The 13,875-nt window shown below is 48.0% G+C and carries 11 protein-coding genes and 1 other annotated feature; of the genes, 4 read left to right on the top strand and 7 right to left on the bottom strand.

Annotation, left to right across the window (positions count from 1 at the left end; genetic code table 11):
- Positions 1 to 177 precede the first annotated feature (177 nt).
- From QOS07_RS03750 to trpX, 5 genes are all read right to left on the bottom strand, one after another.
- On the bottom strand, positions 178 to 1,503 hold the full coding sequence (locus tag QOS07_RS03750; RefSeq protein ID WP_283587671.1) for an MATE family efflux transporter: 1,326 nt from the start codon (positions 1,501 to 1,503) through the stop codon (positions 178 to 180).
- A 134-nt stretch (positions 1,504 to 1,637) separates the two neighbouring features.
- Complete coding sequence (locus tag QOS07_RS03755) at positions 1,638 to 3,035, bottom strand: C69 family dipeptidase (protein ID WP_283587672.1); 1,398 nt, start codon at positions 3,033 to 3,035, stop codon at positions 1,638 to 1,640.
- Positions 3,036 to 3,336: 301 nt separating this feature from the next.
- Complete coding sequence (locus QOS07_RS03760; RefSeq protein WP_283587673.1) at positions 3,337 to 4,101, bottom strand: ABC transporter ATP-binding protein; 765 nt, start codon at positions 4,099 to 4,101, stop codon at positions 3,337 to 3,339.
- On the bottom strand, positions 4,094 to 4,993 hold the full coding sequence (locus QOS07_RS03765) for an ABC transporter permease (protein WP_283587674.1): 900 nt from the start codon (positions 4,991 to 4,993) through the stop codon (positions 4,094 to 4,096). Before QOS07_RS03765 ends, QOS07_RS03760 begins: the two co-directional genes overlap by 8 nt.
- Positions 4,990 to 5,982: a tryptophan ABC transporter substrate-binding protein gene (trpX, locus tag QOS07_RS03770; protein WP_283587675.1), complete on the bottom strand. Its 993-nt coding sequence runs from the start codon at positions 5,980 to 5,982 to the stop codon at positions 4,990 to 4,992. Before trpX ends, QOS07_RS03765 begins: the two co-directional genes overlap by 4 nt.
- 396 nt (positions 5,983 to 6,378) lie before the next feature.
- Between trpX and QOS07_RS03775 the strand changes: the two genes are divergently transcribed.
- The 3 genes from QOS07_RS03775 (at position 6,379) to QOS07_RS03785 (ending at position 9,423) form a co-directional block, all read left to right on the top strand.
- Positions 6,379 to 7,923 carry an ABC-F family ATP-binding cassette domain-containing protein gene (locus QOS07_RS03775; protein WP_283587676.1) on the top strand — a complete coding sequence of 515 codons (1,545 nt, stop codon included), beginning with the start codon at positions 6,379 to 6,381 and terminating at the stop codon, positions 7,921 to 7,923.
- Positions 7,924 to 7,932: 9 nt separating this feature from the next.
- Positions 7,933 to 8,712: a putative ABC transporter permease gene (locus QOS07_RS03780; protein ID WP_283587677.1), complete on the top strand. Its 780-nt coding sequence runs from the start codon at positions 7,933 to 7,935 to the stop codon at positions 8,710 to 8,712.
- Positions 8,713 to 8,820: 108 nt separating this feature from the next.
- Positions 8,821 to 9,423 (top strand): glycoside hydrolase family 73 protein, encoded by a 603-nt coding sequence (locus tag QOS07_RS03785; RefSeq protein ID WP_283587678.1) that lies wholly within the window; start codon positions 8,821 to 8,823, stop codon positions 9,421 to 9,423.
- Positions 9,424 to 9,613: 190 nt separating this feature from the next.
- Here QOS07_RS03785 and brnQ read toward each other — a convergent pair whose 3' ends face one another.
- Together brnQ and QOS07_RS03795 are read right to left on the bottom strand one after the other, a co-directional pair.
- Positions 9,614 to 10,993 carry a branched-chain amino acid transport system II carrier protein gene (gene brnQ / locus QOS07_RS03790; protein ID WP_283587679.1) on the bottom strand — a complete coding sequence of 460 codons (1,380 nt, stop codon included), beginning with the start codon at positions 10,991 to 10,993 and terminating at the stop codon, positions 9,614 to 9,616.
- 83 nt (positions 10,994 to 11,076) lie between these two features.
- Positions 11,077 to 11,315 (bottom strand) — a binding site (T-box leader).
- 63 nt (positions 11,316 to 11,378) lie between these two features.
- Positions 11,379 to 12,635 carry a DUF2325 domain-containing protein gene (locus QOS07_RS03795; protein WP_283587680.1) on the bottom strand — a complete coding sequence of 419 codons (1,257 nt, stop codon included), beginning with the start codon at positions 12,633 to 12,635 and terminating at the stop codon, positions 11,379 to 11,381.
- Positions 12,636 to 12,777: 142 nt separating this feature from the next.
- Between QOS07_RS03795 and QOS07_RS03800 the strand changes: the two genes are divergently transcribed.
- Positions 12,778 to 13,857 (top strand): DHHA1 domain-containing protein, encoded by a 1,080-nt coding sequence (locus QOS07_RS03800; RefSeq protein WP_283587681.1) that lies wholly within the window; start codon positions 12,778 to 12,780, stop codon positions 13,855 to 13,857.
- Positions 13,858 to 13,875 lie beyond the last annotated feature (18 nt).

Genomic DNA, 13,875 nt, shown 5'->3' on the forward strand with positions numbered 1-13,875 from the left:
CACACCAATCGAGATCTTCCTGCTTAATTTACGTCATTAAATTCGTTCAAGTTATTTCTTGCAATCTGCCATAAATAAAGAGAAGCGGGACAGAAGTCAGTTACAACTTCTGTTACGCTTCTCTTTTAGTTTCTAATATTGCAGAGGTATCGCGTGCCACACCCCGAGGTACCTGTACTATTTAGTAAAGTTAGGTCGGTAAACCCGAAATAGGAATAGCGAAAGGAGGAAGGTTAGCAGGTCCGAAACTGGTTGGGCGGCAAGAATACCGGTGTAGCCAAACAGGGCATGAAGGACGATAATAACTGCCGCGAAGATCAGCCCTTGCCGGCAGAAGGATAACCAGAATGCGGGAACGGCTTTTCCCATTGACTGGAACATTGTGGTAAATACAAGAATCACGCCAGCCAGGGTAGCAGATGAGCTCAGCCAGCGGATCATTCCGGTACCTTCCCGGATGACGGTAGGGTCCTTCATGAATAAGCGGATCAGGAACGGTGCGAAGATGATCAGTAAGATGGTAGCACAAAATGAGAAACCGGCGACCACGAGAATGTCGAAGTGAATAGTTTCCCGGAACCGTTTCTGGTCCTTGGCACCATAATTATAGCCAATTAGTGGCTGGGCGCCGAAAGCCAGCCCGGCAACGATCATGTTTGTTACCAAACTGATCTTCAGTGCGATCCCCATTGCCGCAACGCTGGAGGCCCCGTAAGAAATCAAATAACGGTTGGAGAGTGCAGTCGCAAAGGTGGCCATCAAGTTGGTGATGGAAGCTGGAATACCAATTGCGTAAATTTCCCACTGGAGGTGGCGGCTAATCTTGGTTTCCTTGATGGAAGTGGTCAGCTTCTTACTCTTGTAGTGGGTGTAATAAACCATGATAACATCGGCAATTACGGTTGAAGTTACCGTTGCGAGTGCAGAACCAGCGGCTCCCCAGCCACAGGTGAAGATGAAGACGGGATTAAGGAAGATGTTGATAATGGTCCCGGTCATGCTGGCGATCATCGACTGGACCGCCAGCCCCTCCGTCCGTAAGATGTTGGTGGGGGTCAGACCAAAGATAACGAAGGTTGCACCCCATGCCATTACCAGGTAGTATTCGCGGGCGTATTTCCAAGTACTAGGAGAAGCACCTAGCAGGTGAAGAAAGGGTGTCTGGAAGGCTAGCATGACGATGGTCACGATGATTCCGCAAAGAATCGACGAATAGAAGCAATAGCCACTAACGAAGCGGCCGGTCCGGTCCTTGTGTTCACCAAAGAGGCGGGAAATAACGGAACTACCGCCCAAACCAAAGATATCACCAAGGGCGATCATCATTGTGAAGAGCGGTGCCCCCTGCGAAACACCAGCAACCAGGTCGGGATTTTGTGTCTGGGCGACGAAGAAAGTGTCGACCATGTTGTAGATCAGGGTAACGGCCATGCTTAGCACAACCGGCAGTGCAAGGGTAAAATATGCTTTTTTAATTGAGGTATTTTCAAATAAATCGTTCATTGTGTTTCACTCCAATGGTGATTATTTTACGTGGCTGCTAGCCGATTTGTACAGAAAAAATGACTGGGAAAATCAAATTTTTTCTCAGCCATTTTTTGATTGGTAGATATTTTCAGCGTTGCTCAAATTACAAGCTAATAGTTCAGGCGAATTTGCAGTGAGCCAGTCTTAACCATCTCACCCAAACACTTCATCCCGAGTCGGTAGGCTTGCTGGGCAGTTAATTCGTTAGCAGCTTCAAGTGCCTTTTGAAGACCTTCACCAGTTAAGCCAGCAGTCTTTTCATCGGTTGACAACACAACGTGGCGTCCGGCAGCGATTACGTTCTGCTTCATGTCTTCGATGATGTTGTTGTACCGCTTTGGATGGTCATCGGCGATGGTGGTGATTGTGTGAATTAACCAGTACATCTTCGTGATGTCATAATCTTCAGTTGTATCGCGGTAGGTTGAAGGAGTATCAAGAACATTGGTGTAGAACGGTGCAATTCCATTAAAGGCGTTTGGACCGTATGCTAACCAGCAAATAGCTGCGCGGTCAGCGGAAACGTCATTCCGGATTTGCAGAATATGGATCTCCTGGTTTCGCTGGAAACCAATTGGCCGAAAGGCGTGCCGCTGCCCATCGGTCCCCATCTCACTATAAGGGTCGTAAGGCGTGTGCTGGTAGCGTGAACTTAATGCGTACTTAAAGTCTTCAACGGTTAACTTGTGCTCTGGCTTCTTAGCCCATGGCAAGTCCGGATTATCCGGTTGCTCAACATCGCGAGGGTTGAATAGCTTTTGAATGTACCACTGGCGGGGGATGTTGTAGGAGTAGTCGGAGTCGTTATGGCTACCGAAAATGTGGCGGAAGTTATACTTGTTGCCACCATCTACGTTGAGGTGGAATTCCTTGATCATTTCTTCAAGGTCATCGTCAGCCATTGTGTCGTCGGCAGTAAAGTCGAAGTCAGTAATGGCAAACCAGTTTGGGGCGACAACGTAGGAATCGTCGGGGACCCGCTTAGCAGCCCAGTGGTGACCACCGATTGTTTCCATGTACCAGATGTCATCCTTATCAGAGAAAATTACACCATTTGACTCGTAAGTCCCGTACTTTTCCAGGTAGCTACCGAGCAGTTGGACCCCTTCCTTAGCGGAGTGAATATACGGAAGGGTAATAGTAACAAAATCTTCTTCACCAATTCCGGCCTTATTATACGGGTCAATTCCTAAAATCCGTGGGTTGGTGGTGCTGGTTTCGGTGGCGGACATCGTTACATTGGCAGCGTTAATTCCGGCTTCGGCCCAGATCCCCATCCGTTTTTCAGCGGCCTTGTTTTCGGGCAAGGCGGTGTAGCGAAGGGGATTCTTTGGCAAGTCAACCTTGCACTTAGAAGTGACCGACTGGTAATCAGTTGGTTGATCTTCAGGCTTAACAACGACAAAGCGCTTGGGGTTAAAAGAATGGCCGTAGTCTTCATTCCGGGCAATCATGGTTGAACCGTCAGCGGTGACACCCTTACCAGCTAAAAGTGTAGTACATGGCATTAATAATTATCTCCTTAAAATTTAATTTACTTCCTCATTGTAGGGAAAAGGCGGGGACAAATAAAGGAAGCTGGGGAAAAAGCTTCTCGGAGTCCCGGTTGGGTAAGCTAGAACAGACGTTGGCACGGAACGGGTTGGCGTTTGTCCTAGCTTAGCCTTGAGGGACTCGCTTTTTCCCCGCGATTACTCTGTAGTATTTTGAAGAAAAAAGGGAGTGGGAAAGAAGTCGCAGCGATTTCCTTCACACTCCCATGAGCATCTTAAAAGTAGTACGGATATTGAGTTATTCTTTAACCGCTATTTAATCTTCAAAGAACTGGTACAAGTCTTCAGTGGTTAATTTCTGCTTATCTTCACCAGTAAAGTCAGCCTTGATCTGGCCATCTTTAAGGACGATTAGCCGGTTACCATAGGTCAGTGCATCCTCAAGGTGGTGGGTAATCATCAGGGCCGTCAGGTGGTCCTTAGTGATTCGCCCGTTAGTGGCGTGAAGGAGGTTCAGACTGGTGTGGGGGTCCAGCGCCGCGGTGTGTTCGTCCAGAAGAATGATGTCCGGCCGCTTGAGGGTGGCCATTAAGAAACTAAGTGCCTGCCGCTGGCCACCAGAGAGAGCACCGGTAGCCGTTGTCATTCGGTGTTCTAGACCGTTATTCATTGTTGCTGCCAACTCAGTGAACCGCGCCATGTTGGGCTTTAGCTTCCGCAGAACCAAGTGCCGCCGTTCACCACGCTTCGTTGCAAGGAGCATGTTTTCCGCAACCGTCATCCGGGGAGCGGTACCGAGCTTTGGATCCTGGAAGACCCGGGACAAGAACGTTGTCCGCTCTTCTTCTGAACTCTTGGTAATGTCCTTGCCGTTATGGAGAATTTGTCCTTCATCAGCGTGGAGGTTGCCCCCGATAACGTTAAAGAGGGTCGACTTGCCGGCACCGTTAGTACCGACGATGGTAATAAAATCGCCCTCGTTGATCGTAAGGTTAATCCCCTTGAGGATCGTTGCCTCATTGGCAGTGCCCTTATTAACAACGGTTTTAACATTTTTTAGTTCAAGGATGGGCTTACTCATGTGGACGCACTCCTTTCAAAATTGGCTTCTTGATCTGCAGGTGCTGTTCCAGCTGCGGGATCATCATGCAGATTGCCAGGACAATTGATGAAATTAAGTTGAGGTCGTTAGCGGAGAAACCAAGTTGGAGGACAACCAGCAGGATAATCCGGTAAATAATACTACCGAGGGTCACAGCTACCAGCCGCTGGTTTAGGGTCAATTCGCCAAAGGCAACTTCACCGATAATGATTGATGCCAGGGCGATAACGATGGTTCCAATCCCCATGTTGATGTCGGCATAACCGTTATTCTGGGCGATCAGGGCCCCACAAAGGCCAACCATTCCGTTTGAAACCATCAGGCCAACGATCACCATCTTGTCGGTATGAATCCCAAGTGATTTTGCCATTGTGGGGTTATCACCAGTGGCAATGAAGGCTTGTCCATAATCAGTTGCCAGGAAGAGAACCATTAAGATAGTGACGATGGCAATTACGATGATCCCCATTACGACGCTGTCGAAGTATTGGGGAAGGCTAGTCATGAAGTGACCGCTAAAGAGGGTTTGCTTGCCTAATAGGGAGATATTGGACTTGCCCATGATCCGCAAGTTAACGGAGTAAATTGCGGTCATAGTTAGAATCCCGGCGAGGAGGCTAGGAATCTTTCCCTTCGTGTAAAGCAGCCCCGTGACTAGGCCGGCAATCATTCCCGCAAGAATGGCGAGGAGTGTCGCAAGTAACGGATTTATTCCCCGGGAAATAGCGGTGACTGCAGTCGCGGCGCCGAGGGGAAAAGTTCCTTCAACGGTCATGTCACAGAAGTCAAGAATTCGGAAGGTAAGGTATAGGCCGAGGCCTAGTAGTGCCCATAATAATCCTTGCCCGATTGCTGATACCATTAGATTCATTGATAAATCGCTCCTTCCGTTTTTACTTCGTGTTCAAAGTGTTTTGGTACGGTTAAACCGAGTTTCCGGGCCTGCTTGAGGTTGAGGACGGGCTCACCATGTTTAACGTATTCAATTGGCATGTTAGCGGGCTTCTTCCCCTTCAGAATTGCAACGGTCATCTTCGCACCGCGGACACCGAGCTGGTACTGGTTAACACTGTAGGTTGCGACCCCACCTTGCTTGACCATTGTTGCGGCGGCGGGGAAGACCGGCTTATTAGCCGCATTGGCGTTCTTTACCAGTGTCTGCATTGCTCCGGCAATTGTGTTATCGGTTGGGACGACTACCGCGTCAACCTGCTGGAGCATCTGTTCGGATACCTGGTTGAGGTCGTTGCTATTAGCGATGGAGTAAGACTTTAGGTTAATTCCCATCCGCTTGCATTCACGACTAATTTGGTGGTAGCCGGCGACGGCAGAAGCATCGCTAGAAGTGTAGATGACCCCTAATGTTTTCAGGTGGGGCATGAATTCCTTAACCAGGTTTAATTGTTCCTTGATTGGTGCCTGGTCTGAAACACCACTAATGTTGCCACCCGGGTGTTGGTTGTTCTTAACCAGCCCCGCCCCCTTAGGATCGGTAACGGCCCCGAGGACGATTGGCGTCTTGTTTGTTGAGTTAGCGACAGCCTGAGCAGCGGGGGTAGTAATCCCGAAGATAACGTTGCAGTTGTCATTAACCAGCTTGGAGGCCATCGTTTTCAAATTACTCTGGTCACCATTAGCATTTTGGTATTCAATTTTGATGTTCTTGCCGTTGTGATAACCTTCGCGGGCGAGTTCATCGACGTACCCCTTGTAAATCTGATCAAGTGCGGGGTGGTGCATCAGGGTGAGGACACCAACGTGGGGTGTTCGCTGCCTAATAAAACCATTACCATTTTCTGTAAAGAATGCTACCCCTAGGAAAGCCACCAGCAGGGTGATCAAGGTATACATTCGCTTCATGTTCTTCACACCTTTCTTAACTAAAAAATGGGAGCCCACATACCTGGACTCCCATTTTGAAGGGCAAAATAAAAGTCCGCACGTGGATCCATGCGGACTGAATGAATGTCAAAATCAGCCGGCACAGATGCAATCTGCTTTTCAGGTTGCATCCATGACGAATCAACCTGAGCTTACCGGCTTTGCCAACGGTTAATGCGGTTGTATAACTGACTTTGCTTCATTGTACTTACTCCCTTGTTTGTAATTGCTTTTAAGTATAGCCAAGCCGTTTGGGAGTGTCAATACTTTTATTAAAAAATTCTCATGAAGAGCTGTGCCCTGGGGATAATTGCTGATCTGGCGTTGCCTGTGATACCATTAAATAAGTATACTTTGCATACGAAGGAGAAGAGAATGGCAGTTTTAGATGTAGAAGGGCTGACAATGAGCTATGCCGATAAGAAGCTCTACGAAGATGCCAGTTTTCAATTAGAGAAACATGAACACATGGGGATTGTCGGCCAAAACGGCGCCGGTAAGTCAACCCTCATTAAGATCCTGATTGGTAAGACATTGCCGGTTGAAGGATCAATTAAGTGGCAAAAGGGGGTTAAGATTGGTTACCTTGACCAGTATGTCGATATTCCGAAGGGGATGACCCTGATCGAGTTCCTCCATACTGCTTTTGCGGATTTGTACAAGCTGAATGACCAGATGAACCAGCTCTACCAGGACTATGCTGACAAGATGGATGATAACCTGCTGACAAAAGCGGGACGGATCCAGGAAAAACTTGATGCCAATAATTTTTACGATATTGAAACCGAGATTGACCGGGTAATGAACGGACTGGGCCTGACTGAAATTGGAAAGGACCACGTCGTTTCTGAAATGAGTGGGGGCCAACGTTCGAAAATCATTTTGGCAAAGATGCTGCTGGAAAACCCTGATGTTATCCTGCTGGACGAACCGACTAACTACCTTGATACGGCCCACATTGAATGGTTGATTGAATACTTGAACAACTACGATGGTGCGGCAATGATTATTTCCCACGACTATGACTTCTTGGAACAAGTCACGAACACAATCTGTGATGTTTCCTTTAATAAGATTACCAAGTACCGCGGTAGCTTCCAACAAGCTATGCGGCAAAAGGAAGAACGAAAGGAAGCACAGGAACGGGAATACGAGAAGCAGCAGGTCGTAATTGAAAAGGCAGAACGGTTTATTCGTAAAAACAAGGCGGGCTCTAAGTCAACGATGGCTAAGTCACGGGAGAAGATGCTTGCCCGGATGAAGCGGGTTGAACCGCCGGCTGATAACCTTAAGGCCGTCTTCCATTTTCCGTACGAAAACACTGGTTCCGCCAACGCATTACGGGTGGAAAACCTTTCCGTTGGTTACGGCCGCCCGTTGCTGGCCCCGGTAACCTTCTCAATGACAATGGGAGAGAAGCTCCTCTTTACCGGGTTTAACGGGGTTGGTAAGTCAACCTTGATCAAGTCAATCCTGAAAAAGATCCCGGCGCTTGGTGGGACTGCTACTTTCTCACCATCAGCTAAGGTAAATTACTTTGACCAGGACCTTGAATGGGACGGCCCAAGTTTGACTCCCTTACAGACGATCCAAAATATGTTCCCAACGATGCAGCCGCGGACAATTCGGACCAAACTGGCTCGTGCGGGGATCAATGCCGCTAATACACAAAAGGCACTGCACCTCCTTTCCGGTGGGGAACAAACGAAGGTCAAACTAGCAATCCTTGAGTTGACACCATGCAACTTCTTAATCATGGACGAACCGACCAACCACCTGGATGATGAAACAAAGGAAGGGCTGAAGAAGGCTCTCCAGGAGTTCCCTGGTAACCTCATCCTGGTTAGCCACGAAGAGAGCTTCTATACTGGTTGGTTGGATAAAATCTTGAATGTTGAAAAGCTGAGTCTAAAGAAATAGGAGAAAAGAATGCCGTATACATTATCAGAAGTGGTTGTCCTCTTCTTTACTTATTCCGTTGTCGGCTGGTTATGGGAGACATTTTATTGTTCAATCAAGGACCGGCACTTTGCTTACCGGGGGTTCTTATTTGGCCCTTACTGCCCGGTGTATGGCTTTGCCGTCACCACGATTTTGATTTCTACCTACGAGGTACAGAATAATTTAATCATGCTCTTTATTGTAGGACTGGTAGTTTCGACCATTTTCGAATACGTGGCCAGCCTCTTTCTTGAAAAGACGTTTCACATGAAACTATGGGACTACTCCCACCTGTGGGGAAACTTGCAGGGACGGGTTGCACCAGTGATTTCCTTATTCTGGGGAATTGGGGTGGTAGTCCTGGTCCGCTTTATCCAGCCGTTTATCCAGCGGGTAATTAATTGGGAAGAGATGCGTACTCATGGTTTCCTAGCGCTTATTGTTGCGGTGGCGATGGGGACCGATACCGTCTTGACCATCATCAGTGTGGAACATTTCCATACTACAACGCAGATGTGGGAAAAACGGGTGGTTGCCTTCCAGGAACGCCTGCGTGGTCGGATCGAGCAAGCATTGCCTGAAGAAAAGCCAGTGCTGGTTCAACGCCTTCACTCCTGGCGGACGGACTTCCTTGAACACCTGGAGGACCGGCCTGCTTACCACTTGAGTTGGAACCAGCGGCGGTTTGTTAAGAGCTTCCCACAGATGAAGATGCTTGATGCTAAGCGGTTCAACAAGATTAAGGAAGATCTGTTAAACAAGCAATAGTGATAATTATTTTATGAAAATAGATTGAAGATCGGGTATATTGGTAGCCAATTGCCGGATCTTTTTTTATACTATTCAACAATTCAATTTACGTAAGGGGTGGTGATGATGAGTAAAAAACGGCAGAAAACAATTATTACCAGCATTGTCGGTGGCTTAGTGGCTATCCTGGTGGTCGTGGGGTTAGTAATTAATTACCAGCACCGCCAATCAGCACAGCCGGAGCAGCATTCTACCGATATTACAACCGCGGAATTCATCAAGGAAGTAGCACCAGCAGCACAGCGTGAACAAAGAAAGTACCACATACCAGCTAGCATTACAATCGCCCAGGCTGGTTTGGAATCAAACTGGGGTCGAAGCAGGCTAGCAGCTAAGTACAACAACCTTTTTGGAATCAAGGCTAATTCAAAACGGAACCGGGTTCGCATGTACACAACCGAAAATGTGAACGGTAAAACAATTAAGGTTAAGCAATACTTTCAGACTTACGATAGTTGGGCAGATTCAATTAATGCCCACACCCAACTGATTGTTAACGGGACCGCTGACAACCACAACCGGTTTAAAGCAGTGACGACCGCTCAAAATTACCGTCAAGCAGCGATTGCTCTCCAACAAGGTGGGTATGCGACTGACCCAAATTATGCAAGTAAGTTAATTTACGCAATTAAGAAGTTCAACTTAAATAAGTATGATTCAACCAACTAACAGAAGCCTTTCGGATCCCGGTTGGGTAAGCGGGGACAAAATAGGCTAGGGGCCCACTAAAACTTAAGTGGGTTGAATTACATAAGAGAGAACAAAAGGTCCAGTGCTCGGTCAAACCCGAACTCTGGACCTTTTTTGCGCTTGCGGGGCTGGCTTCGCGTCTCAGGCACAGCACCCTACAAATTACGATTTAATCTGTTTCAGTTGCATTATCAGTAACGCGTTGCCGGCGGAACCAGTGGAAGAGCAGGCCAACTACTAAGCCGACCAGTGCTGGAACCAGCCATGATAGTCCCATGCTAGCTAGTGGGAGGTTACTCCGCCAAGCAGCTACTTGTTGGCCAAAGCGGCTGGCGCTAACAACTGCCGGAAAGGCTACGACCATGTCGCCAAGTGCTGGAACGACCGTGAAGAGGACAACGAAAAAGTAAACGACCCCATCGCGGTGGAACAAAGGTGAGCTAACTGATAAGAGGATCAGCACCATTGCCAGTGGGTAGAGGAACATTAACATTGGGGTTGACCAGGCGATGATTTGATCAAGGCCAAAGTTAGCAGATAAGAAGGAGGCCAGGCAACTCAGTGCGAGCCAAGTGTGATAGCTAACTTTTGGGAAGTGTTTGTGGAAGTCCTGAGCAAAAGCAGCAACCAGGCCAACAGCAGTTGTTAAACAGGTAACGGTTAACAAGAAGGCCAGGACAACTTGACCGAATGCACCAGCGTAGTAATTAACAAGTTGGTTGAAGGCAACGCCCCCATCAGCGGAAACCTTGAAGTGGCCAAGTGACATGGCACCCAAAAGGATCAGGAGTAAGTAGATCAAGCCAATTCCGGCAACGGCCATTACACCAGATTTGGCAACAACATTGGAAACATCCTTTGCCCGCCGTTGACCCATTGAACGAACGGCAGTAACAACCGTTACACCAAATGCAAGACCGGCTAGAGCATCCATCGTGTTGTATCCTTCAAGAAAACCATTAGTTACTGCACCATGAACATAAGCACTCGTAACTGGTTCATTGGCAGGATTACCAAGTGGATTGGCAAAGGCAACGACGAAAACAAGGAAGAGAAGAACTAAGAAAACAGGGTTTAGGACTTTCCCAATGTTAGCCAGGATATTATTTTCCTTGTAAGAGAAGGCAAATGCTGCGAGGAAGAAAAGGGCGGAAAAGAGGAGTAAAGCCCAACCTTGTGCCGCTTTTGAGAGGAATGGAGCAACACCAACCGTGAAGGAAACCGTTGCTGTCCGGGGTGTTCCAAAGAGGGGACCGATGGTAGCGTGAATCAAGACCATGAAGACAAGTGCAAAGGCAGCACCAAGTGGACGACCAATATCATAAACCCCTTCAGCACGGGTAACAGAAACGGCTAGTACTGATAACAGCGGCAGCAATACACCGGTAACTAAGAAACCGAGTGCGGCGGGGGCCCAATTCGCACCAGCCAGCTGACCAAGATGCAATGGGAAAATTAGGTTACCGGCACCGAAGAATAGACCAAACAGTAGTGAAGCAACAACCAGGTATTGCTTAAATGACAACTTAGGTGATGTAAGATCACGCATAAGAATCCCTCCTAGAATAAATAAAGTATCAAAAATAATTGCTCTGATCCCAATAAAAAAGTCCCTTAACCAACTCACATTGGTTAAGGGACGCATTAGCGTGGTACCACCCTATTTTCAGGTTGTCATTAAAACAAACCTCTTCGCGTACGGCTTAACAGCGATACGCTGACACGATAATGGGTGTTACCACCTAATCTTACTGGATTTTAAGATTAGGACTCGAAAGTGATTTTCAACTAGCCATTGAACTGTCTCCTCACACCTCACGAGACTCGCTGGAGTTATTAGCTAACTTACTCTTCTTTCTCATTGCGATCAAATAATTAAATTGTTGTTTACTATTCTAACCAAGTTTTAATAATTGTCAACAAGAAATTTAAAGTTAATTCATTTTTTCACTAGCCACGGCATAAGCGGGGTCCCCATTTAGTGCCCGGCCAATTGCGCGTTCTACCGCCATGTTTGAAGTGACATTTGCGATGGCCAGCGGCTTTTCATACCGCTTTGCGTGGTGGTTAGCCAGTTGGCTGATCCGGTGGTGGATAGCGTCGATGCAGACTACGACAAAGTCGGCGTTTCGGATTTCCCGTTTCAGGGTACTGGAAGAAACCTTTTCTTCGGCAGAAGCATCTAAGCCGTGGAATACACCGTGGTGCTTGGTAACAACTGGCTTTAGTCCTTGAACCTTGTCACGGATACCGGTAATTACTAACACGGTCCGTTGCTTCAAGTCATAGTCTAGCTTCTTTTCGTAATCATGGCGTTGGTGGGTAACCTTTTTAACCTTCTTTGGCTTTGCTGGTTGCTTGGTTGTGTCATAATCATTTTTTTCGTGGATCCAGCGAATGGAACCATCGGCAGCATCCTTTAAACCGTTACCGCGATCGTAGTAGGCATAATCAATTACCATCCCCGCTTTTAAGCTCCGGCCAGGGTACTTAAATGGGTCAACAACCACTGTATTCTCGGGCGCCTCATCAAGGAGCGAATTCTTCTTCAACGTACTGCTGATTTGAAGAACGTCAGACCCCGGAACCGCCTTAAGTTCAGCGTACTCAATCACTGCAATGTTTTCTGGCTCGTAGTCGTCGAGGTGGTCACCGGTAACCCGCCGAATGCTTGGCAGGCCGCGTACTTGCTGGTCACGGTCAAGTTCAACCACGTCACCATCTTCAACTGGGAACGGAAGGTGGTGGAGGATGGCTTCAGAGTAGTAACGGTGGTTAATTTCTGCTCCGGAAAGCTTGCGGTGGACAACGTAAAGGTTATCGGCAGCAAGTCGTTCCTCCGGACTAATTTCCCGTGGTGCCTCAGTTACTGTTACTGTTTCTGGTTCGGCGTGGGTAACAACCGGCTTAGTTGGTTGTGCTACCACGGAAGGGCCAGTAAGCAGGGAGCGGAGTTGCTTCTTAGCGGTGGAAGGCAGTTCCTGGTCATGACGGTGGTGAACCTGGTGCTGGTGGAAGCGTGGTTTCTTTGCTGGCGCCGGCTCAGTGCTGCCTTCGTCGTCATCTGTGTAATGGTTTAACACGTTGACGATCGTTGTTAAACTGCGGAGTGTCTGCAGGAGACTTTCATTATCCCCGCTGGTATTCTCCAGCAGGTCAATTATTTCCTGCCGGTAATCATAAATTTTCATTTAGCATGTTCCTTTCTGCAACCTATTAAGATTATCATACCAATTTAATGGAATGATGTCAGTTGATACGCTACCAAGAGCTATGATCAGGTGAGAAAAACGGTATAATGGTGTTATAAAAATCGATAAGGTGGTCATTAAAATGGTTAAACGGCTGATTAAGTTATTTTCACACAATGATTTGGACGGCTTCGGTGCTCCGTTGCTACTAAAGACGGTCCAGCCAACGATGTTTGGGGATGTCGAATTTGACATGACTAACTGCGGGGCGGGGCGGATCGATGAAGAGTTCGCCCACTGGTTAAAGAGCCCCGAAGCTGGTCGGTTTACAGATGTCTACATTATGGATATGACACCGGATAGTGAGTACACTTTCCAGCAATTGAATGAGAATTTCGCTAACCACTGGCTGGTGTTTGACCACCACGAAAGCGAAGAAGAGTTGCGGAATAAGTACGCGGCTAATTCAGTTACGCCAGCTAACCTGGCTGTTAACCCGAGTACAGCTAGTCTGGCATGGGACTGGTTGACCCAGCAACCCCATTTTAATGACTTACCTGAAGAGCGCCGGCAAGACCTGGCCTACCTGGTCGAGCTGATTCGTGCCTATGACACCTGGGATTGGCAAAATGATCCTGAGATGGATGATGAAGAGCGGACCGCGGCTGACGACTTAGACCAGCTCTTTTGGTTTTATCCCCTGCAAGACTCCGAAGACTTTGTCATGGATGTCTTTAGTGCTGGCTGGCAGAAATACCGGGAGGCCAACCAATTGTTGATCCGGACCCTGAATGAGCGGCGGGCAAAATACCTGAAGAGCCACCTGAAAGATGTACTAAAGGCCGAGCTGGACGGCCACCAGTTTGGAATTGTGTACGCGAGTGACTATAAGTCGGAGATTGCCCATGAGCTGCTTGACCAAAATCCGGATGTTGATGCGGCACTAGTAATCAGTCCGGTTAGCGTTTCGCTACGGAGCAACGGCAAGTTAGATGTGGCAAAGTTTGCTGAAAAGTACTTCGGCGGCGGTGGCCATGCCGATGCAGCGGGAGGTCGTCTGTCGGTTAACCCAATCAAGGTGGGGGAGCAGGCAGTTGCCGATGAACTGGCCCAGACCATTAAGAACCAGGCGGATGAAAAGAAGCAAGAGGAGAGCACCCTGGCAGATAACCTTGACCCAGAAGTAGCCGCGAAGATGGCTGCATTGTTTAAGAAAGATTAACTAAGCTTTGGCGAAAAC

This window comes from Limosilactobacillus viscerum, assembly GCF_947387525.1.
GTDB classification, from domain to species: domain Bacteria; phylum Bacillota; class Bacilli; order Lactobacillales; family Lactobacillaceae; genus Limosilactobacillus; species Limosilactobacillus viscerum.